This is a genomic window from Geomonas terrae (assembly GCF_004791675.1).
GTDB lineage: Bacteria > Desulfobacterota > Desulfuromonadia > Geobacterales > Geobacteraceae > Geomonas > Geomonas edaphica.
The window spans coordinates 941,331-967,704 of the sequence record NZ_SRSC01000002.1 but is presented as its reverse complement, the minus strand read 5'-3'; the positions used below and the strand labels follow the sequence as shown (position 1 = coordinate 967,704).

General features: G+C 59.1%; 19 protein-coding genes and 2 riboswitches. Of the genes, 12 read left to right on the top strand and 7 right to left on the bottom strand.

Annotated elements, in window-relative coordinates; translation table 11 throughout:
- The first annotated feature begins 14 nt into the window (after positions 1-14).
- Genes E4633_RS11340 through E4633_RS11330 form a run of 3 tightly spaced genes read left to right on the top strand, consistent with a single transcriptional unit; the run spans position 15 to position 3,287 of the window.
- Entirely contained in the window at positions 15-1,178 is a 1,164-nt protein-coding gene (locus E4633_RS11340; protein WP_162604978.1) for a glycosyltransferase family 4 protein, read from the top strand.
- Positions 1,175-2,425, top strand: a complete 1,251-nt coding sequence (locus E4633_RS11335; RefSeq protein ID WP_135870342.1) for a glycosyltransferase family 4 protein — start codon at positions 1,175-1,177, stop codon at positions 2,423-2,425. Before E4633_RS11340 ends, E4633_RS11335 begins: the two co-directional genes overlap by 4 nt.
- Before the next feature lie 43 nt (positions 2,426-2,468).
- Complete coding sequence (locus tag E4633_RS11330) at positions 2,469-3,287, top strand: class I SAM-dependent methyltransferase (RefSeq protein ID WP_162604977.1); 819 nt, start codon at positions 2,469-2,471, stop codon at positions 3,285-3,287.
- A 49-nt stretch (positions 3,288-3,336) separates the two neighbouring features.
- Here the strand turns inward: E4633_RS11330 and E4633_RS11325 are convergent, their stop codons facing one another.
- Positions 3,337-4,698, bottom strand: coding sequence for a right-handed parallel beta-helix repeat-containing protein (locus E4633_RS11325; protein WP_135870340.1), 1,362 nt, complete (start codon positions 4,696-4,698; stop codon positions 3,337-3,339).
- A 101-nt stretch (positions 4,699-4,799) separates the two neighbouring features.
- Positions 4,800-6,695 (bottom strand): Ig-like domain-containing protein, encoded by a 1,896-nt coding sequence (locus E4633_RS11320; protein ID WP_162604976.1) that lies wholly within the window; start codon positions 6,693-6,695, stop codon positions 4,800-4,802.
- A gap of 477 nt (positions 6,696-7,172) precedes the next feature.
- On the opposite strand from E4633_RS11320, the gene E4633_RS11315 reads away from it, so the two are divergent.
- From E4633_RS11315 to E4633_RS11290, 6 genes are all read left to right on the top strand, one after another.
- The gene (locus tag E4633_RS11315) at positions 7,173-7,451 is read left to right on the top strand and encodes a glycosyltransferase (RefSeq protein WP_246038038.1); all 279 of its coding nucleotides are present in this window, start codon (positions 7,173-7,175) and stop codon (positions 7,449-7,451) included.
- A gap of 14 nt (positions 7,452-7,465) precedes the next feature.
- Positions 7,466-8,596, top strand: a complete 1,131-nt coding sequence (locus E4633_RS11310; RefSeq protein ID WP_135870337.1) for a glycosyltransferase family 2 protein — start codon at positions 7,466-7,468, stop codon at positions 8,594-8,596.
- Positions 8,593-9,213, top strand: coding sequence for a YdcF family protein (locus E4633_RS11305; protein WP_135870336.1), 621 nt, complete (start codon positions 8,593-8,595; stop codon positions 9,211-9,213). Before E4633_RS11310 ends, E4633_RS11305 begins: the two co-directional genes overlap by 4 nt.
- An 85-nt stretch (positions 9,214-9,298) precedes the next feature.
- A riboswitch (cyclic di-GMP riboswitch) is annotated at positions 9,299-9,375 on the top strand.
- Positions 9,376-9,449: 74 nt separating this feature from the next.
- Complete coding sequence (locus tag E4633_RS11300) at positions 9,450-10,586, top strand: Ig-like domain-containing protein (RefSeq protein WP_135870335.1); 1,137 nt, start codon at positions 9,450-9,452, stop codon at positions 10,584-10,586.
- Between the two features lie 135 nt (positions 10,587-10,721).
- Positions 10,722-10,798: riboswitch (cyclic di-GMP riboswitch) on the top strand.
- 97 nt (positions 10,799-10,895) lie between these two features.
- Entirely contained in the window at positions 10,896-12,029 is a 1,134-nt protein-coding gene (locus tag E4633_RS11295) for an Ig-like domain-containing protein (RefSeq protein WP_162604975.1), read from the top strand.
- Positions 12,030-12,059: 30 nt separating this feature from the next.
- Complete coding sequence (locus E4633_RS11290; protein WP_135870333.1) at positions 12,060-12,785, top strand: Ig-like domain-containing protein; 726 nt, start codon at positions 12,060-12,062, stop codon at positions 12,783-12,785.
- Positions 12,786-12,817: 32 nt separating this feature from the next.
- On the opposite strand, the gene E4633_RS11285 is transcribed toward E4633_RS11290, so the two are convergent.
- Positions 12,818-13,543, bottom strand: a complete 726-nt coding sequence (locus E4633_RS11285; RefSeq protein ID WP_135870332.1) for a Crp/Fnr family transcriptional regulator — start codon at positions 13,541-13,543, stop codon at positions 12,818-12,820.
- A 149-nt stretch (positions 13,544-13,692) separates the two neighbouring features.
- On the opposite strand from E4633_RS11285, the gene E4633_RS11280 reads away from it, so the two are divergent.
- Genes E4633_RS11280 through prsR form a run of 3 tightly spaced genes read left to right on the top strand, consistent with a single transcriptional unit; the run spans position 13,693 to position 18,448 of the window.
- A complete protein-coding gene (locus tag E4633_RS11280; RefSeq protein WP_135870331.1) occupies positions 13,693-14,979 on the top strand; it encodes a nucleotide sugar dehydrogenase in 1,287 nt (428 codons plus the stop codon).
- 27 nt (positions 14,980-15,006) lie between these two features.
- Positions 15,007-17,079 (top strand): XrtA/PEP-CTERM system histidine kinase PrsK, encoded by a 2,073-nt coding sequence (gene prsK / locus E4633_RS11275; RefSeq protein ID WP_135870330.1) that lies wholly within the window; start codon positions 15,007-15,009, stop codon positions 17,077-17,079.
- Positions 17,080-17,089: 10 nt separating this feature from the next.
- Entirely contained in the window at positions 17,090-18,448 is a 1,359-nt protein-coding gene (gene prsR, locus E4633_RS11270; RefSeq protein ID WP_135870329.1) for a PEP-CTERM-box response regulator transcription factor, read from the top strand.
- Between the two features lie 121 nt (positions 18,449-18,569).
- On the opposite strand, the gene E4633_RS11265 is transcribed toward prsR, so the two are convergent.
- The 4 genes from E4633_RS11265 to E4633_RS11250 all read right to left on the bottom strand — a co-directional run bounded on the left by E4633_RS11265 (position 18,570) and on the right by E4633_RS11250 (position 26,360).
- Positions 18,570-20,930: a methyl-accepting chemotaxis protein gene (locus E4633_RS11265; protein WP_456237294.1), complete on the bottom strand. Its 2,361-nt coding sequence runs from the start codon at positions 20,928-20,930 to the stop codon at positions 18,570-18,572.
- A gap of 1,226 nt (positions 20,931-22,156) precedes the next feature.
- Positions 22,157-24,268, bottom strand: a complete 2,112-nt coding sequence (locus E4633_RS11260) for an HlyD family efflux transporter periplasmic adaptor subunit (protein WP_135870327.1) — start codon at positions 24,266-24,268, stop codon at positions 22,157-22,159.
- Positions 24,262-25,590, bottom strand: coding sequence for an efflux RND transporter periplasmic adaptor subunit (locus E4633_RS11255; protein WP_135870326.1), 1,329 nt, complete (start codon positions 25,588-25,590; stop codon positions 24,262-24,264). The genes E4633_RS11260 and E4633_RS11255 overlap by 7 nt, the downstream gene beginning before the upstream one ends.
- Complete coding sequence (locus E4633_RS11250) at positions 25,587-26,360, bottom strand: efflux RND transporter periplasmic adaptor subunit (protein ID WP_135870325.1); 774 nt, start codon at positions 26,358-26,360, stop codon at positions 25,587-25,589. Before E4633_RS11250 ends, E4633_RS11255 begins: the two co-directional genes overlap by 4 nt.
- Positions 26,361-26,374: the final 14 nt, after the last annotated feature.

Below are 26,374 nucleotides of genomic sequence, written 5' to 3'. Positions count from 1 at the left end.
CTCACGGAGTTTGGATGGTTTCTAAAGACGCTGACATTGCCGAGACACTGGCCGTCCCCCCCCGCAAGGTCCTCCATCTGCGGAGTTCGGGAGGCGTTTTGGGCGCCGAAAACGTGATCATTGAATTGGCAAAGCACTCCGATGCCTTCGGGTACCATTCGATAGTCGGTACTTTGAACGATGTCAGAGATGCGAAGGCGGAGTTCATGTTGACAGCAAAGGAGCTTGGCCTTTCAACGACCGGTTTTAAATGCAAAGGTAAGTTGGATCTCGCCTGTGCCTTAGAGATCAGGCGGTTTGTCGCCGGCTCTAAGATCGATCTCGTCCACTGTCACGGATACAAGGAAGATTTTTACGCTATCCTCAGCAGGATCGATGTCCCTATGATTGCAACGAACCACCTGTGGAAGACCACATCCGTGTCGTTGCGAATTTATAAAGCCTTGGACATCAGATTGCTGCGTATGTTTGATCTGGTAACAGGTGTTTCTGATGAAATTGTCACCGAGATGAGGGAGGTAGGAATCACGGGGGCAGTGAAGGTCTCTAATGGTGTTGATGTCGCCGCCTTCGATATTGGCGCAAAGCCAAGTGACTTGGCGAGTGAATTAGGCTTTAATTCTGGCTGCACCGTTTTGGGCATGATTTCGAGCCTCACCCCTGAAAAGAACCATGAACTAGCTCTTCAGGCGTTATCAAGAATCGGTAGTGAAGATGTCAAGCTTCTCATAGTCGGCGATGGCCCTCTTGATAGTGTTCTGAAGGCACGTGTTTCACAGGCCGGATTAGGATCAAGAGTGCTTTTTCTCGGACGGCGCAGTGATGTTCGGAAAATACTTTCCATGATCGATATATTTCTTCTCCCGTCGTTGCAGGAAGGGTTACCGATGGCCCTTTTGGAGGCGATGGCTTGTGGGAAGGCTGTTATTGCCTCTAAAGTGGGTGATGCCAAAAACCTTGTCACATCTGGTACCAACGGTTTGTTGGTACACCCCTGTGATACTGACGGGCTTGCTGCAGCAATAGAGACTTTGCTGGCAAATCCATCTTTGGTTGCCAAGCTTGGGCGACAGGCAAGGAGAACCGTGGTCGAACAGTTCAGCTCGAGCCGAATGACAGCCCAGTACTGTGAACTCTACGACCGGTTGCTTGGCCCTAAACAGCGGGGTACTCAGTGAGAATTCTTTGGCTTTCACATCTGATCCCTTATCCGCCCAAAGCAGGGGTTCTCTTGCGCAGCTACAATCTGTTGTTGCAGCTAGCAAGAGTCCATGACGTGGATTTACTATCCTTTGTTCAAATGGGATATCTTGAGACTTTTTATCCCTCCTATGAGTCCGGAATAGCGGATACGCGCCAAGCCCTCTCAGCATTTTGCAAACATGTGGAGTTTATCCCCATCCCGTCGGAGCAGCGTCCACTGGGTAAATATTTCCTTGCCGCAAAAAGCCTTTTTACTAAGAAACCGTATTCCATCAACTGGCTCAGCTCTCCGTTGTACTCAAAGGCCCTCTCACGCCTTGTTGCGGAAAACCGTTACGATATCATACATTTTGATACCATAAGTTTGGCGCCATACCGCTTGTTTTGCCCAAGCGTTAAGACTGTGTTGGATCACCACAATATAGAATCACATATGATGTTAAGAAGGGCGGAGAACGCACATCTGCTGGCACGGCCCTATTACTGGCAGGAGGGGCTTCGCCTTCGGTCATACGAAAGAAAAGTTTGTTCCCACTTCGATCTTCATATCACCTGTTCCGAACTTGATGCCCGTAGGCTTCTCAAGGTTGACCCGGGCCTTTATGTAAAAGTGATGCCAAATGGCGTCGATCCTTTGTACTTTTGTCCATCAGGGCGCAGTACCGCTGACAAGACAGTGATATTCGTGGGGTCTATGAACTGGTACCCGAATGTAGAGGCAATGCGCTATTTCATAAGCGCTGTATGGCCGGCGCTCAAGCGTGAGGTTCCTGATGCCAAGCTTCACGTTGTTGGGGCGCATCCGCCCCGATCGCTGTTAGACCTTGCCCAATTAGATCCATCCATCACATTTTTTGGATTTGTCAGTGACGTCCGGCCGTACCTTGAAGAAGCCACCGTCTATGTCTGCCCCATTACTGATGGCGGGGGGACTAAACTGAAGCTGCTTGATGCTTTTGCCATGGGCAAGGCGGTCGTAGCTCACCCCATCGCCTGTGAGGGCATCAATGCCAAACATGGCGAAAACATCATGTTGGCAACCACTGCTGAGGAGTTCGTTTCGAGAATACGTGAGCTTTTCGCCGACTCGAGTTTAAGAGGTGTTATTGGAGGGAATGCCAGAAAATTGGTGCTTTCCAATTACGCTTATGACTCGATCGGAAAGGATTTGTGCGAGAGCTATGAAAGGCTCTGCGGCCTGGGGAGTGAGATTAAGAGATGACGCCTGCGCGAAGATGGCTGGCTTGTTTGCGAGGGAGGGGCGTATGAGCAGGCAAAAGGTGACTGAATTCTTCGACCAAAATGTGGGGGACTATCAGTCCAAGCATTACGGGGGATCCGTCAGAACCTTCATGACAGTGCGGCTGGAAGCTGTGCTTCGGAATGTTGATCGGCTGTCCTTGTCTCGGGGCGCTAAAGTTCTGGATGCAGGTTGCGGCCCTGGAGCGTTGGTGGAAGCCCTGGCACGGCGCGAGCTCTGGGTCTCCGGGCTAGATGTCTCTGAAAACATGCTGGCCCGTACGGCTGAAAGGATGGAGTCCTTAGGGGAAGCCTACCCTGTATCGCTTAAACAAGGAAGCATAGACTCTTTGCCCTACAGCGACGACTCGTTCGATCTTGTCTGCTCTACCGGTGTCATCGAATACCTGGATACGGACCAGTTAGTTTTGCAGGAAATGTACAGAGTCCTGCGTCCGGGAGGGTTCCTCCTGATTTCAGTAACGAATGCATGGTCTCCCGTCAATTCCCTCGACTTCATCGTCGAATTCCTGAAAAGAAGGCACATGTTCTTACGTTGCTTTAACCGTATCTGGACACGGTTGGGAAAAGAACCGGTGCTACCGAGAAGTTTCAGAGTCCGTCGTCATAGGCCGAGCCGATTCAGAAAAAGTCTGAGGCAGGCGGGCTTCGAAGTTTTGGCGGCGGAGTTTTTCCACTTCATGCCTTGGCCACGGCCTCTGGATAAGTTTTTCCCGAAAGCTACCACGAGGCTCGGGGATAAACTGGAACAACTGTGTAAAACCAACCTTGCATTCCTGGGCGAAGGATACCTCGTAGTTTGTACCAAACAAAAATCCAGATAAGCCTGTCTCGCTCACTTCTCTCGTTGAAGCTTACACACTTGGTTGTCCGTCACTGTACTGTAGTGATTCCAAGGTTTCTAGGAGGAATAACTGAGACTCCAATTACCTCCGTGCCCGTTAGATACGCCCCCATCACGCTGCCATTGATGCCGTTTGACGGGTATGACTTACGTTTATAGTCGGAAGCTTTGTTTCCTCCTGGGTTTACGAATCCTGGATCTGTAGTGACGCTGTTGAGATCATATTTGCACGTGGTTTGCCAATTGCCCAAAGTCGTTGCCGTACATACTGTGTCATAAACCCTTGCAGAATATTTCCCCGAACTATAATAATTGTTGAAGTCGAGTTGGCCCGGGTTAGCTGCTGAGTATGTCCAAATTACACTCTGCTGCGGACTTCCGGCAACTATGTTGTTATAAAATGACCATGTTGTGGTTAATTTCGTACCGACACCCATGGCCCCGATGCTTTGACCATAAAAAGTATTATTGTAGATCTTGGCAGTGTTGCCAGCATTCTGACTGGTGTCGAGAGAAATCCCGTAACCGCCGCCTATTACTATGTTCTGATAAATTGACAGGCTAGTCACAAGACCATTGTAGTTCTGTACATAAAAGTTTGCATTCGTTGAGAGGTTCGCCAGGGGACCGAGAAGGTTGTTGTTGTAAACGTCGCTGTCGCTTTTGTATTTGGAATAAATGTTCTCAGTATTGTTGTAAAAAGTATTATTGAAAAAGTGGTTTCCAACAGAATTGCAAGTCCATATTCCAGCAGTGTTATGGTTGTTGTTTGGATCGATGTAACCGTGTATGTAGTTGTTATTGACCGAACAATAACTGCTGTCGAGGACTATTACACCTGCAACGTTATTGCCACTGTTTGAAAAGGTGCCCCCTATTAATTCACAATTTTGTATCGTGATGTAATTGGAATTGTCGATCTGTACTAGTGCAGCAGTACTCGAGTTCTGCGTCGTTACGATAAAACCATCCCATGTTACATACGTCTTGTTGTAAGCACCTATAATGGCTGCCGTTTGCGTTCCGGTATAGGGTGTGCCTTGTAAAATTGCGCCAAAGGGTACCAGACTCTTGAACACAATGGGAGCACCTGCAGTTCCGGAATTGGATGGGTTCAGTATTGGTATGTGGTAGTTTGAACTCTGCATCCCAGTTGCATAGGTTCCTGGGAAGAAGTATACAGTGTCGCCTGCTGCTGCGTTGGCTATCGCGGTTGAAACCGAGCATGGTGTGGATTGGCTGACGGAGAGAGCCCAGGTCGCTGAGCCTGTCGGTGCAACGTAGTGGTCAGCTGCCGATGCAGAGAGAACCGATGAGAACAGAGTCATATGGGCTATAATTGCAAACGTAATGAATGCCTTACCGTTTATCAAGTTGTGTGTTTTTTCCATCTCAGTTCTCCTTAAAAGTTGAAGGCGCGGTTCAACTCATTCCTGCTTTTTGTGACTGAAAGCCGCACTAATGACGCCTTCTGCACAGCCGCCGCTGGATGTCATTTCTTCCGGTTCTTCACTGTCACATACACGTTGGATGCCTGCTTTTGATTCCCCGCCGCATCGTAGGCTATTGCCGTGACAGCATACACACTGTTGTTTGTCATTTTTGTCGTGTCCCAGGCATAATTGTAAGGGGCAGTGGTCAGACTCGTCATTAACTGTCCGCCGACATAAATATTGACCTTCGTGACACCGACGTTGTCGCTGGCGCTTGCGCTGATCGTCACTGTCCCGCTCACCGTACTGTTGTTGCTTGGCGATGTTATGGAAACCGTCGGGGCTATGGTGTCGGGAACCGCGTTCGATACGTTGACGGAACTGCTTTGCGATACGGACACGTTGCCCGCTGCATCGTATGCCTTGGCCGTCAGCGTGTAACTGCCGTTGGTCACCGTCTTAGTATCCCAGTTGTAACTGTAGGGGGCGGTGGCGACGGTGGCCTGCAACACGTTGTTCCTGTAGAACTCCACCTTGCTCACACCCACGTTGTCGCTTGCGTTGGCGGTTACCGCAACGGTGCCGCTCACCGTGGACCCGGAAAGCGGCGAGGCGAGGCTGACGCTCGGGGCGATGAGGTCGTTCGATACGTTGATGGTGAGCGCTTGTGACAACCCGAGATTGCCGGCGGCATCGTACGCCTTAGCCGTTAAGGTGTAGACCCCGTTCGCTACACTTGCACTGTTCCAGGCGTACGAATAAGGAGACATGTTGGTGGCGGAGAGAAGTACGTTGTTCAGGTAGAACTCGACCCTGCTCACCCCCACGTTGTCGCTGGCGCTCGCGGCGATGTTCACTGGACCGCTCACCGTCACGTTGTTGCCGGGGGAGGTGAGGGAAACGGTGGGCGCGGTAAGGTCGTTTGCCACGTTCACCGTTATGTTCTGGGACTGCCCGATGTTTCCCGCTGCGTCATAGGCCTTGGTCATCAGGGTATAACTTCCCGCGGTAAGACCGCTGGTGTCCCAGGAGTAGACGTAGGGAGAGGAGGGGATGCTCGCCTTCAGCACGCCGTTTACGTAAAACTCAACCTTGGTAACCCCAACGTTGTCGGTGGCACTTGCAGTAACCGATACGGTGCCCGCCACGGTGGTCGAAGCTGAAGGGTAGGTGATGGTGGTCGTCGGCGGCTGCATCTCGGCAACAGTGACCACGTTCGAGTATGCACTTTCGTCGCCCGCCGAATCGTACGCGGTGACGGCAAAACTGTAGGAGTGGGAGGGGTCGAGGTTTGATACGGTGGCGTTGGTGAGGCTTTGTACGTCGATAGGCGCGGGACCCTGGAAAGGCTGAGTCGCAGAGTCGGCCTGATAATATAGCTTGTAGCCAACCACGGTGGTGTCCGGTGAGGGGTCCCACTGCAGGGACACGGAGGAGGCCGAGGCGGCACTGCTCATTCCCATCGCCATGATGGCGGCAACGACGGCGTTGACGCACATCTTCTGCAGGCGTACCGCGCGGTTGACCTCGCTCCTGCGCACGTACCCCTCGGCGACCAGGATGTCGCCGAGCTTCCTGCCGCTGTCCCCCTGTTTGGCGAGTGCTCGCCCCAACTGTTCGCGGGTGATGTGGCCGGTGGCGACCAGCAATTCACCCAGTCGGAGTGGGGTTTCTGTCGGGGTCTGCTGGTTCTGTTGCCAATCGAGAAGGCCTTTAAGCTGCAGCTCCGTGAGCATCCCCAGGCGCATGAAAACTGCGCCAAGACGTTCACCGCTCCGTTTTTGTTCGGCGATCGCTTCATCGAGCTGCTGTGCGGTTATCCGCCCCGACTGCACCAGCAGTGCGCCCAGAAGTTGCCGGTCGCCTGCAGCCAGCTTGACAGCATCCTCGATCTGGTTCAGGTGCTGCTGGATGGAGAGGGGGGCTGCCACGTCTTCAGGCCTTAAGACCCCCATCCTGACCAGAACGCCTCCAAGCAGCTCGTGAGTGGTTTTTTGTTCCCGTAGGGCTCTATTCAGGTCCCTTTTGGACACGAACTTGCCATCAAGCAGTATCTGTCCAAGGGCCCGTCTGGAAATCCTTTGAAACAGGTTAGGGCTCTGCATTATCAACTCCTTTCTGCAGGCAAGCGTACTGTCCCGCTCTGCAGTGCCATTTCGTCAGACTACAGCCTGACAGTGCAGCGATGTCGCCATGCTAAGTCTGTGGGACCAGGTGCTTGCTGGGGCGGATGGAGGAGGCTTGAGTCAAGTTTAAATGCTTTCTGCCCACCTGCAATGGTATTATTTTTTATATTTTGTTTCGATTTGTCAAGGTATTAGCGGTGTGAAAGGTTTAAGTTGAGCAGGCTATGACTATCGCGTGCGCCTGTGCCTTGGCTTGATTCAGATTGCATAATTCCCGCTGTCGATTATATTTCCCGCATGATGAAGGTGTGCCACATAATCCTCGAGGCTTTGGCCTGCGGCGTGCCGGTCGTGGCCCCGGCTGTCGGAGGGATCGGCGAGATCCTCGCCGACGGCGTGGAGGGGTACCTGGTCAAGGAAAGAGAACCCGCCGCCTTCGCCAGGCGTTGCATCGAACTAGTCGACGACACCCGACTGCGGCAAGACATGTCCCGGGCGGCGCACCGGAAAGTCCTAGCGCGGTTTTCTGCGGAAAAGATGGCGCAGGACTACCTACGGGTCTACCGGGAACTCCTGGCGGGCTGACACCGGAGCACATCATGCCCATTCTCCTGTTTTTATTTATCTTCCTTGTCTTTTGGGCCTACTTCGGTTACCCACTCTCCCTGTATCTCCTCAGCTACCTTCGACGCCGCAATGTGGCGAAGGCTCCCATCACACCGCCTGTGACTTTCATCATCACCGCATTCAACGAGGAAAAGCGCATACGGGAGAAGCTCGAAAACACGGTGGCGCTAGACTATCCCGCGGATCTGCTGCAGGTGGTGGTTGCCTCGGACGGATCCACCGACCGTACCAACGACATAGTCAGGGAGTACCAAGGCCGGGGCGTCGTCCTTTTGGAGGTTAAGGATCGCGGCGGCAAGGAGAATGCCCAGAAGGAGGCGGTAGCCATCGCCCGTGGGGACATCCTGGTCTTTTCCGATACCGCGACCATCATCGAGCCGGACAGCCTGTACCGCATTACGGCCAATTTCGCCGACTCGACGATCGGCTGCGTGAGCAGTGTGGACCGGGTAGTGGGGCGGGATGGAAAGCCGTGCGGCGAGGGGGCCTACGTGCGCTACGAGATGTGGCTCCGCGATCTGGAGGGGAGGGTGAATTCCCTGGTCGGCCTGAGCGGCTCTTTCTTCGCAGCAAGAAAAGAGGTCTGCCGCGACTTCTCCCCGAACATGCAGAGCGATTTCAGGACACTTTTGAACAGCATGAGGCTGGGGCTGCGCGGAGTGGGGGACACCGAGGTGATCGGGTTGTACCAGGACGTGGCGGACAGCAGCCGCGAGTTCGACCGCAAGGTCAGGACTGTCCTGCGGGGGATCACCGTCTTTTTCAAAAATCTGGAATTTCTGAACCCGTTTCGCTATGGCCTCTTCGCTTACCAGTTTTGCTGCCACAAGCTGCTGCGCTGGCTGGTACCCTTTTTCCTGACGGCGGCACTGCTGATCAACGCCTTTCTTGCGCCTTTCTCACCGCCGTACCTTTTCCTATTCCTGCTCCAGTGCATCTTCTACCTCCTGGCCGTTGCCGGCTGGAAAAGGCCCTCCCTGGCCCGTAGTCTTGCCGTAAAGCTGCCCCTTTATTTTGCCACGGTGAACCTGGCCATCGCCGTCGCCTGGGTGCGCTATCTGCGCGGTAATCGCCTGGTTATGTGGACACCGTCAGAGAGATGAAGCTGCCACGCCTGAAACTCCTAGCCGCACTTTTCTGCGGATTTCTGATCTTTGTGGTCATCCCCTCGTTTACCGAGGTACGGGCTCTTCTCGCCGCCCCCCTGTTTATCACCGAGACGGCAGCGCGCGGCGACGCCTGCTATGTACTTGCCGGCGGCGAGACCGTCTGGGAGCGACTGAACGCCGCCGCCGACCTGGTGCACCTGGGGAGGGTGCCGAGCATCTACCTGATGGACAACCCCGCCCGGGACCAGTACAACGTGCGGGAGGGACGTTCCTGGAGCAGGGGGCGGTGGTACGTCGATTACCTCGTCTGGCGCGGAGTGCCGGCAGAGCGGATCAGGGTCATCCCGGCTGCGGAAGGCTTCTTCGGCACCCGCACCGAGGCTGCGAACCTAGCCTCGCATCTTGATGCCGGAGTCCGCCAGGTGGTGATCGTGAGCTCGGCTCCGCACATGCGGCGGGCGCTTATGGCCTTCCGGGATGCCCTTCCCGCAACGGTAGCCGTTGTTCCCTTCGCGGCCACCGAACTGCGCAGCAGTCAGGAACTCTGCCATCCCCTGTGGATCGAATACGTGAAGTTGGCGGTATACAGCGTGATGTCCCGTTGGAGGTAGAGCTGCAAGCCCTATTTGTGAAAAATGTGATCTGGATCACTGCGGACAGCCGTTAAATTTGATTAAAGAAGGAGCACAATTAGGTACACGACAATACTAAACCATCCGCGAGGGTGGGACGGAAAGCCTATTGGGTCTCTCTGAGACAGCCGGGTCGCCGAAATGCCTGCACTACAGGTCGGTGCCCGGTTTTTTTGCGTCTTGAGCACGGGCTCCACCTCTCGTGGAGGTCCGTGTTGAAAACCAAGCGCGTTCTGCAGCTCCTTCTCCCCCTTCTTTTGGTTCCTGCCGCAGCTTTTCCCGCAACGGTGAGCCTTCAGTGGGACCCGTCCACCGATCCTGATCTCGCCGGTTACCGTGTTTACTACCAGGCCAACTCCTCGGCACTCCCCTTTGCCGGCAACGGCGCAGTCGAAGGGGCGGCACCCGTGAACGTCGCTAACAGCACCACCGCTTCCATCAGCGGCCTCGACCCGGGCAGCTCCTACTATTTCGCGGTCACCGCCTACAACTCGAGCGGCGCGGAAAGTGCGTACTCCAACGTGGTCCAGGTAAAAGAGATGGTCCCGCCTGTGGTGGATATCGCCGTCTCGTCCGCAACCACTACCCTGAGCGGTACGGTTTCCGTAGGCGTCGACGCTCAGGACAACGTCGGCGTCACGAAGGTGGAGCTCTACGTGGGCAACACGCTGCTGGGAGCGGGGAGCACGGCTCCTTGCGCGTTCAACTGGCAGACCGCATCCATGCCCCCGGGGCAGTACACCCTTTCGGCCAAGGCCTACGATGCCGCCGGCAACGTGGGGACCACGGAGAAGGTCGTCTACGTAGCTGGTGACACGTCAGTCCCGACGGTCACCATTTCGGCTCCCGCCAACAGCAAGCAGGTCAGCGGCACCGTCACCGTGACGGCCGGCGCCACCGATAACATCGGCGTCACATCTTTCGCACTTTACGATAACTCAAGCCTCATATACGCGGCGAACCAGGGTGCCATCAGCTATAACTGGAACACGGTAGCCGCAGGCAACGGGAGTCACACCCTGGTTGCCATTGCCTCCGATGCCGCCGGAAATGCAGGTTCCGCCAGCGTGACCGTCAACGTCGCCAACGATGTCGTTGCTCCGTCCGTCAACCTGGTGCTGCCTTCCTCTCCGTATCTCAAAAATGCCAACCTGAAGGTGGCGGCGTCGGCCCAGGACAACGTGGCCGTAGTCCGGATGGAGGTTTACCTGGACGGGGTTCTGCTGTTGGGGACCAACTCGGGTTCCATCAGCGCCACGACCAAGGTGGGCGCCGGAAACCATACCGTCACGGTCGCGGCGTACGATGCCGCCGGGAACAAGGGGACCAAGGCCATGAACGTGTCGCGGTAGTGCCAGCGCGGCTGCGCGGCTAAACGCGCGGTTTTTAGCCGCTTTCTTTAAAAAAACTGTTGCTTTTCTCTTATGAATCAAATAGTATCCGCTCCCGATGGAGGGGTTTCCCGTCCAGCTAAAATGAATACAGGTACACGATAATACTAAACCACCCGCGAGGGTGGGACGGAAAGCCTACAGGGTCTCTCTGAGACAGCCGGGTCGCCGAAATGCCAAGTACTGGTGTCGCGGTCCCGGCTTTTTTCATTTCCCCTATCACTCCCTTCCGAAAAAGGCGTACGGCCGAGGCCTGTCATGGGAGTGAGCATGCTATCTAATGGAAAAGCCAACACCTTTTCCGCCCTTTCCGCCTTGTTGTCTGTTGCAATTCTACTCATCGTTGCCCCTGCCACCTCTCTTGCCACTGATGTCTCGCTAGCCTGGGACCCAAGCCCCGACCCCGACCTCGCGGGTTACCACATCTATTACCAGGCGAACTCCGGTGCCTTTCCGTTTCAGGGGACCGGGGCCATCGAGGGTAACGCCCCTGTCGACGGAAGAAACAGCACCTCTGCGACGATAAGCGGGCTGGATCCGGCAAACTCCTACTATTTCGCGGTGACCGCCTACAACTCCTCTGGTGCCGAGAGCGTCTACTCCAACATCGTCACGGTGCCGGAGGCGCTCCCCCCGACTGTCAGCATAACCTCGCCGGCCAATAGCGATGCGGTCTCCGGGACGGTGACCGTCACCGCTTCGGCTACCGACAACGCCGGTATCGCTAGGGTGCAGTTCCTGGTGAACGGGGTACCGGTCTTCGAGACGGCCAAGCCCCCCTACAGCTTCGCCTGGAACGTCGCCTCCCTGGCCAAGGGAAGCTACGACCTTGCCGCCAGGGCGGTCGATGTCTCCGGCAACGAGGCGGTATCGAAAGCGGTCACCGTTTCCGTGCCTGGGGACGTGATCTCCCCCACGGTATCCCTTGTCACCCCGTCACAGGCCAGTGCCGTCGGCGGTACGGTCTCCATCTCCGCCAGCGCAAAGGACGATGTCGGGGTCGCAAGGCTCGAGCTGTACCTCGACGGGACGTCGGTTTACAGCGGTGCCCAAAACACGGTGAGCTTCGACTTCAACAGCACACTTGCTGCAAACGGCAGCCATATCGTGAGCGCCCGGGCCTACGATGCAGCCGGCAACACCGGCTCCGCGTCGGCCACCTTCTCGGTCTACAACGCCGTCAAGCTCACCGACCCGACCCCGCCTGCAACGGTCTCGGCGCCCCTCACCATAGCGGATGCCCAGCTCGCGCTGCAGATTGCCTCGAGCCAGGTTGCCCCGGGGAGTGAGGAGCTTTTGCGCCTGGACCTTGCCCCCTACGTGAACGGCACCTCGCAGCCCAACGGCAGGATCGATACCGGCGATATCGTGGTGATCCTCTCGCTGCTTACGGGGAAGATCTAGATGGGGCACATTGGATTATGGAGGGAAATGATGCGGTTTGTTAAGCGGGTCCTGGTGGCCCTTATGGTGATGACTCTGGCTGCCTGCGGCGGCGGTGGGGGAGGAGGGGGGAGTGCGGTAGGGGGAGCCGATTCCGGCGTTCCGGACCGCACCGCTCCCAGCGTGGCGCTCACCGCCCCGGCGGAGGGGACCGTGGTGCACGGGGTCACCCTCATCAAGGCCGCGGCCTCCGATGACGTGGGGATTGAGCGGGTGGAGTTCTACCTGGACGGGGTGCTGCAGGGAAGCGCCACCAGTGCCCCATACTCCTTTTCCTGGGATCCGTCGGGAGTCGCTAAGGGTAGCTACAACTGGACCGCAAAGGCCTATGACGCCGCCGGCAACGTGCAGACCTCCACCGAAGTCGCGGTAACCGTGCCGATCTACGCGGCGATGAGCACCGTGTTGAGCGGCAGTACGGCGGTAGGGACGGTGTTTCTTGCCGGGCTCCCGGCGGCGGCTCCTTACGGGGTGAACTTAGTGGTGACCATGCCGACGGGTGCGACCCTTGCCGGCGCAGCCGCTTCCGGACCCTATGCTGCGAGCGGTATGGTCGGCACCTCCGGTAGCAATGCCGTCATACTCGCAAGCAGCAACCTTGCCTCGGGAGAGATCCTGAAGCTTTCCTTCACCAATGTTCCCCCCGGAGCGGTGGCGGGGGATTTCGCTGTCGCCGTGTCGGCGGTGTTTGACGGTGGGGGCACCCAGATCCAGTAAGGTTCGGGGCGGTATAAGTGGGGCAGGGGGGGCTAGTGCCTCTTGTGGTTCTGTCTCGCGTCGAAGAACCCCTTGTTCAAGAGGATCGCCTTGCCGTCCAGGATGCTGATCGCCTGAGACTTCTCAAGGCTGCGCAAGACCCGGCTCATGGTCTCGCGGGTCACCGAAGCGTAGCTCGCCATCTGCTGGTGCGTCATCTTCACGTCGATGATCACGCCGCGGTCGTCGCGCACGCCGTAAAGCTCCCCCAGCCGGTCCAGGAGGGATAGCACCCGGTCCTGGGCGTTCTCGGCGTTGAAACTCAGGATCTTGATCATCTCCCATGACTCGCGCAGTCGGCTGCACAGAAGCTCGATGATCTTTTTGCGGATCTCCTCGTTGCGCAAAAGGTACTCTTCGAAATCCGTTTTGTGCAAAAGCCCGATCACCGAGTCCTCGTGCGCGATGATGGTCGCCGGCGAGGTCTTGTTGTCCAGAAGCGACATCTCCCCGAAGAAGTCGTTTTTCTTGTGGATGGTGATGATCTGCTCTTTCCCCTCGTCGTTCATCTTGACAACGCGCACCTTCCCGGAATAGATCAGGTACATATAGTTCGAGGTATCCTCCTCGTAGAGCACTATCTGTTCCTTCTCGTAGTTCTTTTTCCTGAACAGTTTCTCGACCTGTTCCACCTGTTCCGGGGTGAGGGAGGAGAAGAATGGGATGCTGCTGATAACGCAGGATTCCTGTTTCTGTCTTTGTGACGCCGGTCCTGTCATTTTACCGCCTCCAGCTTGCAATTTACCCCAGTCAATCGGTGATTTACCACAAACAATTAGCACTTGTCAATTTGTGCCTTAGGCTGTATAGGTATAGCTGTGTTCAGCGCGGCTCTGTGAGTGCCGCTATTCTTTACCAGGAGGATCTCTTGACGGCAGAACGTATTATTTCGGTGGTGGGGTTGGGCTACGTCGGCCTGCCCGTCGCAGTGGCTTTCGGAAAGTGCCGTACCACCATAGGTTTCGATATAAACCGCAACAGGATCATGGAACTGCGCGAGGGACGCGACCACACCGGCGAGGTGGAGGCCGCGGACCTGGCCGAAGCCGACATACTCTTCACCGACCGCGTCGAAGACCTGAAAAAGGCGGACTTCCACATCGTCGCTGTCCCCACCCCCATCGACCAGGCCAACCAGCCTGACCTCACCCTCATGTACCGCGCCAGTGAAACGGTAGGCAGTGCCCTGAAAAAGGGCGACATCGTGGTCTACGAGTCGACGGTGTATCCCGGTGTAACCGAGGAGGAGTGCCTCCCGATCCTCGAGCGGGTCTCCGGGCTCAGGGGAGGGGTGGACTTCAAGGTCGGCTACAGCCCCGAGCGGATCAACCCGGGGGACCGGGAGCACACCTTCACCAAGATCAAGAAGGTGGTCTCCGGGCAGGACGCCGAGACCCTGGAGGTCGTGGCGCAGGTGTACGGCTCCGTGGTGACCGCCGGCGTCTTTCGCGCCTCCTCGATCAAGGTGGCCGAGGCGGCGAAGGTGATCGAGAACACGCAGCGCGACCTGAACATCGCCCTCATGAACGAGCTTGCCCTCATCTTCGACCGGATGGGGATCGACACCGGGGATGTGCTTGCCGCCGCCGGGAGCAAGTGGAACTTTCTGAACTTCCGCCCCGGTCTCGTCGGGGGGCACTGCATCGGGGTGGACCCCTACTACCTGACCCACAAGGCGGAGAAGAACGGCTACATCCCGCAGGTGATCCTCGCCGGGCGGCGCATCAACGACGGCATGGGGAAATTCGTGGCGCAGCGCGCCGTGAAGGAGATCATCCGGGCTGGGCACCACGTGCTCGGCTCCTACGTCACCGTGCTCGGCCTTACCTTCAAGGAAAACTGCCCGGATCTCAGGAACTCCAAGGTCATCGACATCGTGAAGGAGTTCGAGGACTACGGCGTCGAGGTACAGGTGTGCGACCCGATGGCGGACCCCGAAGAGGCGCATCACGAATACGGCGTCAGTATCATGCCGATGTCGAAGCTAAAGCCTGCGGTCGCGGTGGTGGTCGCTGTGGCACACCGCGAGTACCAGGAACTGGGCCCCGCCGATTTCGCGCGGCTCATGGTGGCAAACCCGGTGCTCATCGACGTGAAGGGGCTCTTCGACAGGGAGCTTATGAACGGGGCCGGGATACGGGTCTGGAAGCTGTAGCAGGGGTCGGCCGGCCGAGGGGATGCCATGGCGCTTTCGCTGATCGCGGTTTTGTTGCTGCTTGTTACCGTACTGCGCATCGTGCAGTTGGAGAAGCGAAGCGCCGTCCGCAGCTTTCTGGCATTCCCCGTCCTCGCCCTGGCGGTCCTGGAGCTTGCCGACCTGTTCGCCCTCGAATCCTTTTGGCCCGCGAGGGATTGGAAAAGGACGGGGCTATTCGTGGAGGCGCTCCTGCCTCCCTTGTGGCTCCTTCTTAGTCTCACTTATGCGCGTGAGCTCCCGGAGCGCGGGCTCACTGTCCGGACACGGGTCCTCCTCGCCTGTGCCTGTCTGCTCCTGTTGGTGCCGGCTTTTCTCCCCGTCACCTCCTTTTACTACGCCCCGGATTTCCCGGTGGAGCCGCTGCTTTTTCTGGCCGACGCGGGTTTCTATTTCTACATCGCCATCCTTGCGCTGCTCGTGATGGCGCTCATCAACTTCGAGTCCACCCTGGCGCACGCCTCGTCCGAGGCCCTGTGGCGCGTGAAGCTCGACATCGTGGCGCTCGTCGCGACGCTGTCCGTGCTCGTGTTTTACTACTCGAACGCGCTCTTGTACCGCTCCATCAACATGGAGCTCGTCCCGCTGCGCTCTTTTGTTTTCATCGTCGCCTCCCTCATGATGCTCTATGCCCGCACCCACTGGCGCGGCAGCGCCCGGGTGAAGGTTTCCCAGGCGGTGTTGCTGAAATCGGTCGTCATCTCGGTGATCGCGGTCTATCTCATCCTGCTGGGGCTTCTGGGGGAGGGGATGAGGTACTTCGGGCCGCAGTTCCCGCGTGTGCTCACCCTGGCCCTTTGCTTCTCAGGCGGCATCCTTTTGCTGCTGCTCCTTCTCTCCGAGCGCGCCAACCGCGAGTTCAAGGTCTTCCTGCACAAACATTTCTACCAGAGCAAGTACGACTACCGCTCGCAGTGGCTGGGGCTTACCCAGAGGCTCGCCACCTTTGACTACGCCGACGAACTGGCGCACCGGGTGCTACAGGCCTACTGCGAGATCTTCGGCGTGCGCGGTGCGGCCCTGTACCAGCACCAGAAGGGGGTCGGCTGGTACTGTGTCGGCGGCCTTCTGGAGTTGGAGCCTATGGCCGAGACCATCGAGGACGACAGCCCCATCCTCGCTTCGCTGCGCGAGAAGCAGTGGGTCTTCAGCTCCTCCGATGCGAACCCCGAACTGACGGAGGCCGACCGCGCCCTGCTTGCTCGCTACGACATCTCCTTCGTGATCCCTCTTTCTGAAGGGGAGGCCCTTTCCGGCTTCATCGTGCTGGGTGCGCAGATCGTCCCGGACGAGCAGTACCGCTACGAGGATTTCGACCTGATGAAGACCATCGCGCGTCAGGTCTCGGTCGCCATGCAGCACCAGCGTCTTTCCGAGCAACTCACCCAGGCGAAGGCGATGGAGGCGGTCGGAAGCCTCGCCACCTTCGTGGCGCACGACCTGAAAAATCTCGCAGCCACCATTTCGCTGGTACTGCAGAACGCGGGCGAACACATCGACAACCCCGAATTCCAGAAGGACATGCTTAACAGCCTCGGCAACACCACCAAGAAAATGCAGGGCCTCATAGGACGCCTGCGTAACTTAGGGGAAAGCGAACTTTTGCAGAGGCGTCCCGTCGAGATCCTGTCCCTCGCCAGGCGCTGCGCCGAGATGGTGCAGGGACGGACGATAGATGTGACCGGGAGCTGCCAGATGGTCCTTGGCGACGCGGAGGAGTTGCAGAAGGTGCTTTTGAACCTCTTTTTGAACGCGGTCGAGGCCTCCGCGCCGGAGACCCCCATAACCGCCGAGGTGGGATGCAACGCCTCCCCCTTCATCAGGGTGACCGACCGCGGCTGCGGCATGTCGCCGCGCTTCATCAGAAACGATTTGTTCGTCCCATTCCGCACCTCGAAACGGACCGGTTTGGGGATCGGGCTTTACCAGTCGCGGCAGATCGTCGCGGCGCACGGCGGCAGGATCGAGGTCGCAAGCGTCGAAGGGGAAGGGACGGTGTTCACCGTCCACCTCCCGGTCGCGCAGGCCGAACCGGCAAGAGGGTGCAGCGCCGCCGCATAGAGGAGGAGTAGTGAAAAAGCTTCTTATTGTCGACGACAACGAGGATATCAGGCAGCAGCTCAAGTGGGGGCTGACCCAGGAGTACCAGGTGCTGCTCGCCGGAGATGCGCGCGAGGCGCTCTCCCTTTTCCGAAGCGAACACCCGGCTGTCGTGATCCTCGACCTCGGGCTGCCGCCGTACCCGGACAGCTCCGTGGAGGGGTTTCGCTGCCTGGACGAGATGCTTGGGCTGAACCCGGTGACCAAGGTGATCATGCTCACGGGAAACAACGAGCGTGAGAACGCGCTGAAGGCGATGCGCATGGGGGCCTTCGACTTCTACGCCAAGCCACCCGTGCTCACCGAACTCAAGGTGATGATCGGGCGCGCCTTCCATATCGCCACCCTGGAGGAACAAAACAGCTCCATCACATCCAGCGCCGAGCCGGAGGAACAATGGGGGATGGTCGGGCGATGCGCCGAGATGCAGGCTGTCTACACCACCATCAGGAAGGTTGCCCCCTCAAACGCACCGATCCTCATCACCGGCGAGAGCGGCACCGGCAAGGAACTGGTCGCCGCGGCCATCCACGAGGCGAGCCAGCACCGCAAGGGGCCGCTCGTTGCGATCAACTGCGGCGCCATTCCCGAAAACCTCCTCGAGAGCGAGCTCTTCGGGCATGAGAAGGGTGCCTTCACCGGTGCCCATACCGCGGTGCGCGGCAAGCTGCAGTTCGCGCACAAGGGGACCCTTTTCCTCGACGAGATCGGGGAGTTGCCGGTGAACCTGCAGGTGAAGCTTCTGCGCTTTCTCCAGGAGGGCCTGATCCAGCGTGTCGGGGGGAGGGAGGAGATCCCGGTCGACGCCCGCACCACCTGCGCGACCAACATCGACATCCAGAAGGCGATCGAGGAGGGGCGCTTCCGCGAGGACCTCTACTACCGGATCGGGGTGGTCACCATCAAGCTTCCCCCACTGAGGGAGCGCGGTGACGACGTGCTGCTGCTTGCCGACAACTTCCTGCGTCTATACTGCAAGGAGAACAAGAAGAAGGTGCGCCTCTCCCCGGCCGCGATAGCCTTTTTGAAGCGGCACGATTGGCCGGGCAATGTGCGCGAGCTGAAGAATCGGATCCAGCGTGCCGTCATCATGTGCGACGGCTCCAGCATCGGCCCCCTCGATCTTGGCTGCGACTTCGAGCCACCCCCTGTGCCGGTTTCTTCGAACGACGGGCTTTCGCTTCGCGAGGCGCGCGAGCGGATGGAGCGTGAGATGATCCTGAACGCCATCGAACGCCAGTCTGGGAACATCCTGAAGGCCGCCGAAGAACTCGGCGTCAGCCGCCCCACGCTCTACGACCTGATGAAGAAACTCTCCATCCATCAATGAAAACTTAAGTGTTCTACGTGAGGGGACGCATGGGGTAGGGTGCAGGCAGTAAAGGCTGCGTGAGCAAGAGAAAAGGCCGCCTCACCTTTGAAAGGGGAGGCGGCCTTCCTTTTTCTGCGTCTTAGAAGCGCTCGAAGTCGCCGTGGTCGAGGTTGATGGCTACCCCTTTGTCGACCGCGGCCTGTCTGGCGCGCGCCCTGGTGTCTTTCTTGGCGCTCGTCCCGGAGTAGGTGAGGGAGGCGGCCTCGCGTGCCCTTGTCCCCATCTCCCTCCGCCCGGCCGGGGCCTCGGCGCTGTTCACGTGGAAGAAGGAGATGGTTTCCTGCAGCTGGGCCGCCTGCGAGGAGAGCTCTTCGGCGGTGGATGACATCTCTTCCGCCACCGTGGCGTTTTTCTGGATCACCTGGTCCAGCACCTGAATCGCCTGGTTGATCTGCTGCGCACCGCCGTCCTGCTCCTTGCTTGCCGCGCTGATCTCCTGAACCAGCTCCGCGGTCCTCTGGATGTTGGGCAGTATTTCCCCCAGAAGGGCCTCCGCCTTCTCCGCGATCTCCACGCTCGAGGTGGAGAGTGTCGATATCTCGCCGGCAGCCTTCTGGCTGCGCTCGGCGAGCTTTCTCACCTCGGCCGCCACCACCGCGAACCCCTTGCCGTGCTCACCTGCGCGCGCCGCCTCGATGGCCGCGTTCAGCGCGAGCATGTTGGTCTGGCGTGCGATCTCCTCGACGATGGAGATCTTCCCGGCGATCTCCTTCATGGCGGCTAAGGTCTCTGCGACGGCCTTCCCTCCCTCCTGCGCGTCAGCGGCCGATTTCACCGCGATTCTCTCGGTTTGCATCGCGTTGTCGGCGGTCTGCCTGATGTTGGCGCTCATTTCTTCCATGGAGCTCGATGCCTGCTCGGCGGAGGCCGCCTGCTCCGTTGCCCCCTGCGAGGTGTTCTCCGCGTTTTCTGCGAGCTCCTTGCTCCCTATGCTCACGTTGTCCGCCGCCTGTTTCACGTCCAGTACCACGTCGGAGAGCTTGCGCACCATAGCAGCGAGGTCCTTTAGCAACTCATCCTTCTCCGAGCGCGGCGTCACTTCGACGGTCAGGTTTCCGTCGGCTATCTCCTTGGTGATGCCGATCACGCCGTCCATGGCCTGTTTCACGCTTTTCAGGCTGTCGTTGATCCTGGCGAAGTCGGAGTGTGTCTCCTTCGTGTGCTTGTCCGGCTGCACGATGGCGAAATCGAGGTCGAGGTCCCCCTCCGAGAGGAGCCTGAGGTTCGCGGCCATCCGTTCGATCTCCACCTTGGTGTAGTCGCGGTTCCTTATGATCGCCGTCAGGTCCTGGACCACCTCGACGTAACCGATCTTCTCCCCCTTGCGATTCAGCAGGTACGAGGTGTCCTGTTTGCAACCCGAGCCGCACCAGTCGAAGTAGCTCTCGCCCACTCCCCTTTGCAGCTGTTTGATGCCGCACCCCTCGGTGCTGCAGATGTTGGCCGCGGCGTTGCTGCAGGCAAGCCCGAGCGCGGTGACCCGGTCTCTGATGCGCCCCTCCTTGACCAGGAGCGCCTCGAAGGGTTTGTTCAGGAAGGTCCAGTTCATGTCGTTGTCGGTGACGTGGATGGGGAAGGGGACCGCGTCGATGATCGCCTCGTACCAGTCGTTCTTATCGACCACCACGTCGAGCGTCCGGTTCACGCCGTCCACGATGGCGCGAAACTCACCCTGGTGCCTGGAAGCGTCGGAGCGGGTCTGGAACTCACCGGCCAGCGCCGCGTTGACCAGCTTTTCCGTGTCCTCGATCATGGCGCCGACGGCGTCCTTCACCCTGGAGAGGCTCGCGTTGATCTTCACGAAGTTCTCGCGGGTTACGCCGGTATGCTGGTCCGCATCCGCCACCTGCAGGTCGAGGTCGAGATTCCCCAGCGCCAGCCTGGTCAGGTTCTCAGCCATGCGCTCAACCTCGGTATGGGTATAGTCGCGGTTTCTGATCATGGCGGTGAGGTCGGTCACCGTCTCTACGTAGCCGATCCGCTCCCCCTTGCGGTTTATCAGGTAGGCCGTGTCCTGTTTGCATTCCGACCCGCACCAGTCGAAGAAGCTCTCGTTCACCCCTTTGTGCAGCTGCTTTATGCCGCATCCCTCGTTGTTGCAGATGTTGGCTGCGGCGTTGCTACAGGCAAGTCCCACGGCGGTGTCGCGATCCTTGATGCGCCCCTCGCGGACCAGGAGCGTCTCGAACGGCTTGTTCATGAAGGTCCATTTCATGTCGTTATCGGTTACGTGCACCGGAAACGGCACCGCGTCGATGATGGCGCGGAACCAGTCGTTTTTCTCAATGAGCCGTTCGCATTCCTCTTCCAACGACTGCGTCCTCGCGCCGACGGCGCGGGAGAGCCAGACCCCAAGCGCGAGGGTGGCTATACAGGCCGCCACTGAGACACCCACTCCGATCCCCGTCGAGCCCCGCATCGCGACGAGACAACCCGCCATGCCGAGCAAAGCTGCGACGGCGAATCCGACCAATACCTTTGCCTTCAGTTTCAGTTCCCCCATTTTTCTTCCTGTCCTCTCTTCGGGTTGTAGTGACGGCGCCAGAACCGGCGCTGGATAATTCAGCAGTCAGGCACGACAGACATGCGGCATCTCGGGAGCAGAAAAGGTAATTTCTGTGCTTTCACCGGACGTGATTCTTTACAGAATTGGTTGCTTCTTCGGAGGTGGGCGAATTTAATGTAGGAGAAAATGGTTGGTCATATCTAACGTAAGAAGGGGGCGTTACCGGGATAGCTTACGATTTCCGTATAACAGGCTGATAGTGCGGATAAAAAAAGTATACAGAACGGTAAATGTATTGCATTTTTTTTGGCTAATCCTGTGCTGACTGCATTCATCATCTCATCCAAATGGGGCCGCCCCAGTTTTCCGGGTGTCTTTTTAGGTCGGTTACACTGCTTGTGGCGAGGTGGGGCGGCGGGCTTTTCAGCGTGGCGTCGAAGAGGGAGAAAAAAAGGGCTGGCATCTTCTGCCGGCCCTTTTCACGTTCAAATGTCTTTTACAGTCCCGGTGGGGCTGGTGGCGGGGTCCAGGCTGCCGGTGGTCTCGGTACCGCTGAGCCGAGCGGGCGGCTTTCACAAGCAGGACAGCTGACGGTACCGCTTCCGAAACAGGCGCTGCAATCGGACTCCCAGATATCGAGCACCGCGACATAATACCTGTTACCGGTGCCACCGCACTCGGGGCAGGTGACGGTCCTTTTGCCTTTGCAGTCCATACAAATTGCCATTATCAAACTCCTTCCGTGCCGTGGCACGTGTGACTCGTTGCGCAGGAGTAGTGCAGTATAAAGTATGAATGTGAGCTGTCAATTAAAATTAACAAATTTTTAATTTCATTTGAGTCGCCGCTCCTGTACCTACGTTAAGACGAGAGGTAGCGGCACATCGCGCGACAGGTAGCGGCATATCGTGCGATAGGTCATGGCACATCGTGCAATAGGTCGTGGCACATCGTGCAATAGGTCGTGGCACATCGTGCAATAGGTCGTGGCACATCGCGCAATAGGCCATGGCACCTCGCGCAATAGGTCATGGCACATCGTCCCATAGGTCGTGGCACATCGCGCGATGTGGAGCTCCATTCAAGCTGAATGGCATGCCGCACCACCCATATGGACCTCGGCTGGAGGCAGCGGTGATCTGCTTTGGGGAGAGTGGAGGTTACAGATTGCTTTCCCGGACCAACAGTGCCGCGGCGTTGCGTGTGATCTCCCCGAGGAGGCTCTGCTTCTGCGCCTCGATGTGTACCACGCCGCGCAGGGGGACCAAGGGAACCGTGTGAGGAGCGCAGTTGTCGAGACGTACCCTGAACACCGGGGTCTGCGGGATCTGTGCACCGCGCGCGTCGGGGCGGGTTGGTAGTGGCCCACCGGACGACGAGGCGAGCATGGGATCGTCGATCTCCGGCACGTTCACCCGGTCGATGTCGGCTACCGTGCAGCTCACCGGGCCGAATTCGCTTGCGTCCGGCAGGAAACGGGCGCGAGCCCCAGGCTGCAGCCACTTAAGGTCGCGCTCGCCGACGTAGCTGTCGATCCGGTTACCGGCGGTATCGGCCAGCAGGTATAGTGGTTCTTTCGCCGACACCCAGACCCCCGGAGCGATCTCGTCGTTTCGGGCCACGATTGTCCCGTCGAACGGGGCCCGCAGGGTGAGCCGGTTTCGCTCTCCTTCTAGCCCGGCCTGTTCGCTACGGTCCACTTCGTAGCGGCGCTGAGGTACCATCCCCTGGCTCAATAGTTGCGGGTCGAAGCTCTGCCTGGCTGCCTGCCACGCCGATGTCGCTGCCGAGGTGCCGGCCTTCTTTATCTGGGCCTCGAGTTCAGGGACCTGCAGCTTGGCGAGGAGCTCTCCGCGACGGACCTTTGCGGTGCCGTCGTCGGCGGTCTGAAGCAGCATACCGCCGCGCGGCGCCGAGACCTGCTGCTCGCGTGCAGGCAGAAGCACCCCCGGCGCGGCGACGTCCCCCTGCCAGGGAACCACGAGAAGGGCGATCACCCCTGCCACGAGTAGCAGGGTGGTGAAAAGGGCGAAGTTTAAGGTGATGCGGTCTCTCATTTTCCACCAGTCGGCCCCCTCGCGGTAGAAGGGGAGCAGTACGAACCAGCCGATCTCGATCCCGAAGAGGAAGATCCCAAGGGCCTTGAAGAAGTAGTGGTAAACCAAAAGCGCGATGCCGATGAAGACGGAAAAACGGTAGGCCCAGACGGCGTAGGCGAAGCCTACCAGAAAACGCCTCCTCCCTCGCGAGGCCGGTTCAGGAGGAGGGTCCTTGAGGCCGAAGAGCCTCTCACGCAGCCACCAGCGCCCGAAGGCGAAGGAGCGCGCATGCAGGTTTGGGATTCCGAGGAGGTCGGAAAGGAAGAAGTAGCCGTCAAAACGCATGAAGGGGCTCGCGTTCAAGGCGATGGTCATCAACAGGGTCGTTGTCGCCAGCATGAAGGCCGCTCCCCGCCACGGCCCGTCGGGAAGGAGCAGCCATGCCCAGAGGGCGGCCAGGGCCAGGATGAGCTCGGCCAGCACCCCCGCCGCCCCGACCGCGAGCCTTTGCCGGCGTGAGGTGAGCTTCCACACCTCGTTGGTGTCGGTGAAGAGCATAGGGGTCATTACCACGAAGGCGACCCCCATAGCGGGGATGCGGCACCCGAAGCGGTGCGCGGTGAAGGCGTGCCCGAACTCGTGGATGACCTTGGCAAGCGGGATGATGCACCAGAGGGCGAAAAGCGCCTCGCCGCCCCGGTAGGCTGTGAAGGCGTGGGCGAAGAGGTCCCACTGCCGCGAGGCGAGGTAGAGACCAAGGGCCGCCGCCACGAGTGCGATCAGGAGGAAGACCTTGGTGTAGATCCATCCGACGAGGGGCGAGGTGGTGTCGAGAAAGCGCTGCGGTCTGAAAAGGGGGACCCGGAAGAAGAGGTAGTTGTGCAAAAGCCAAGTGGCGCCGCCGAGCTTGCGGGCCCGTGCCGCCGCGACGAGGTAATCGGTCCCGGCTGCGGAGGGGAGGTCGAGCAGGAAGTTGCGCTGCAAGAAGGTGGTCACCTCGGCGAGGTCGGTCTCGGTAGCGTCGAGGGTGGTCTCCCGGCGGACCGCTTCAAGCACCGCCGCGACTGATCCCAGGTGCCAGCGGGAGAGGATCTCGAAGGCTGGCCAGGCGAGCAGGTAGTAGCGGTTGTTCGCCGGATCGTGCAGGGTCCACCCGGGCGAGCCGTCCGGGGCCGTGGGGGCCGGGAGTAGGTCAAGCTCCTGCCGTAGCGGTGGGAGTGCCAGGTTCACCATCCCAGCCTCTGGCGCAGTGCCGTTATGGGGCGCCGGAAGATGAGGCGCCCGAGGCTGACCTTTTCACCATAGATGCGCACCGTCCCGGTGAGCCCCAGCCGCGGCGGTGTTGCACCCGGGGCGAAGTCGGCCTTCAGCCGATACGCCGCGTACCCGGCCGGGTTCAGCTCCGGCTTGAACGATGCGTAGCGCAGGGTCCCTTCCACGGGATGCTGCGGGTCCGTCCCGAGATATAGCTTCACCCTCGAGCCGAGTTCCAGGTTCATCGCGTCCGCGACCGGGAGGTGGATGAGCATATCAGCCCGGGCAGGATCGGCGATTACCAACACCCGTTCACCGACCGAAACGTTCTTCCCTACCCAGTCGCTCTGATCTGTGAACACCGCGATCCCGGATCTCGGGGCGCGCACCTGGAGGCGGTGGAACATCTGTCGCGAGTAGGAAAGCTCTGCCTCCTTCTCTTGCATCTTCCCGCGCCTCGGCTCCATCTCGCCACGGGTCTTGTCGTCGGAAAGCGCCATCTGCACCGACTGGCGATATTCCTCGCTCGCCACCTCGTAGGCCTTCGCCGCCACCCCCATCTTGGCGCGCAGTGCGGAGCTGTCGTATTCGAACAGGAGATCCCCCTGGCGCACCGGCTGGTTCGGGTGCAGGTAGAAACGGTCGATGACGCCGTCCAGTGGGGATCTGACCACGAAGGGATCCTTGGGGGTCACCTCGGCCGGTGCGAGCACCGAGAGGCGAACGGGGTAGAAGAGGGCGGCGACGGCGAGGGCCACCGGGATCAGTTTGAATGCCCCGCGGAAGACGCCGCTTCTCGGTGCTCCGCGCCTTTTTCCACCCGCAAGAGCCCACAGGGCGTGCGCGTATATCGAGGCAAGCTCGTCAAGGAGGGTGAGTTCCCCCTCGAGCCACTCCTCGTCACGGGCAAAAAGCAGAAGTCCGAGGAGGGAGCCGTCCTTGCCGCGCAGCGGGACGACCGCCGCGTGCGCCGGAAGCCATTCCCCCCAGCGCTCTCCGAGGGCAGCCGGAAGCTCCGAGGGGCCGGTCGCGCGGCTTTTCTGTTCTTTGCGCCAGTTCGGAAAGACGCGGGCTAGCCACTGCACGTAGGGTGCGCTCGGATCGCTCTCCGGGAGCCCCGACACCGCGTAGACCCCCTTTCCCTGGAGCCACAACGCCCCCTGCCGGTAACTGAGGACCTGCTTGGTCTCATTGACTGCGATGAAACCTACTTCGCGGGGATCGGCGGCCTGACGTGCCCGCCGCCCGATCTGCAGGAGCAGCCCCATCCCGAGCAGCCGTTCATCCTGGATCTCGGTCATCTCTGCCCCTTGGCGAAGCTCGCCGTCCCGCTCATCCCCGTCACGAGCTCATCGTGGTGCCCCACGATCTCGCCCATGACCGGAACCGTCTGGCTTAAGGGGTCGATGCGGGCACCTATCCTCACCACCCGCGCCTCGTAACTTTTCCCCAGCTCCTCGATATGCACCGTGAAGCGCCCCTTGGTGCGCAGCCAGGAGAGCCAGCGGGAGGGGACGATCATCCTCACCTCGAGCCTGCTCGTGTCGAGGAGGTCCATGAGCGGCTTGCCGGGCGAGACGTACTGGAAGCGGTCCACCTGGAGTTTCGCGACCCTTCCTGAGAACGGCGCCTTCATGGTGCATTTCGAGACGGTCACCTGCATGGCGGACACCTCGGCATCGGTTTCCTTCACCTTGGCGCGGGCCTGGTCGACCTCGAGGCTGCTGATCGAGTTCAATTCCGCGAGGCGCTCGCTCACCTTCAGGGTCTCGCGAGCCGCCTCGGCCGTCGCCTGCGCCTTTTGCAACTGCGCCTGGAGCAGCGAGCAGTCGAACTCGACCAGGAGCTCTCCCTGTCGGAAGGAGTCCCCCTCTTTGAAGGGGAGCTTTAGTACGTTTGCCGCGATCTCCGACGAGAGCGTGGTCTGCTGTGCCGGTGCGAGTTGGATGCGGACCATTCCCTCACCGGTGGAGACCCCGGGAAGGGAGACGATACCTGCCAGTGTGCAGGCAAGAAATGAAACCAGGCGGTTGGCCCGGCGAAACGAAAGCAGGAGGTGAGGAATCTTCATATCGGTTCCTTCTG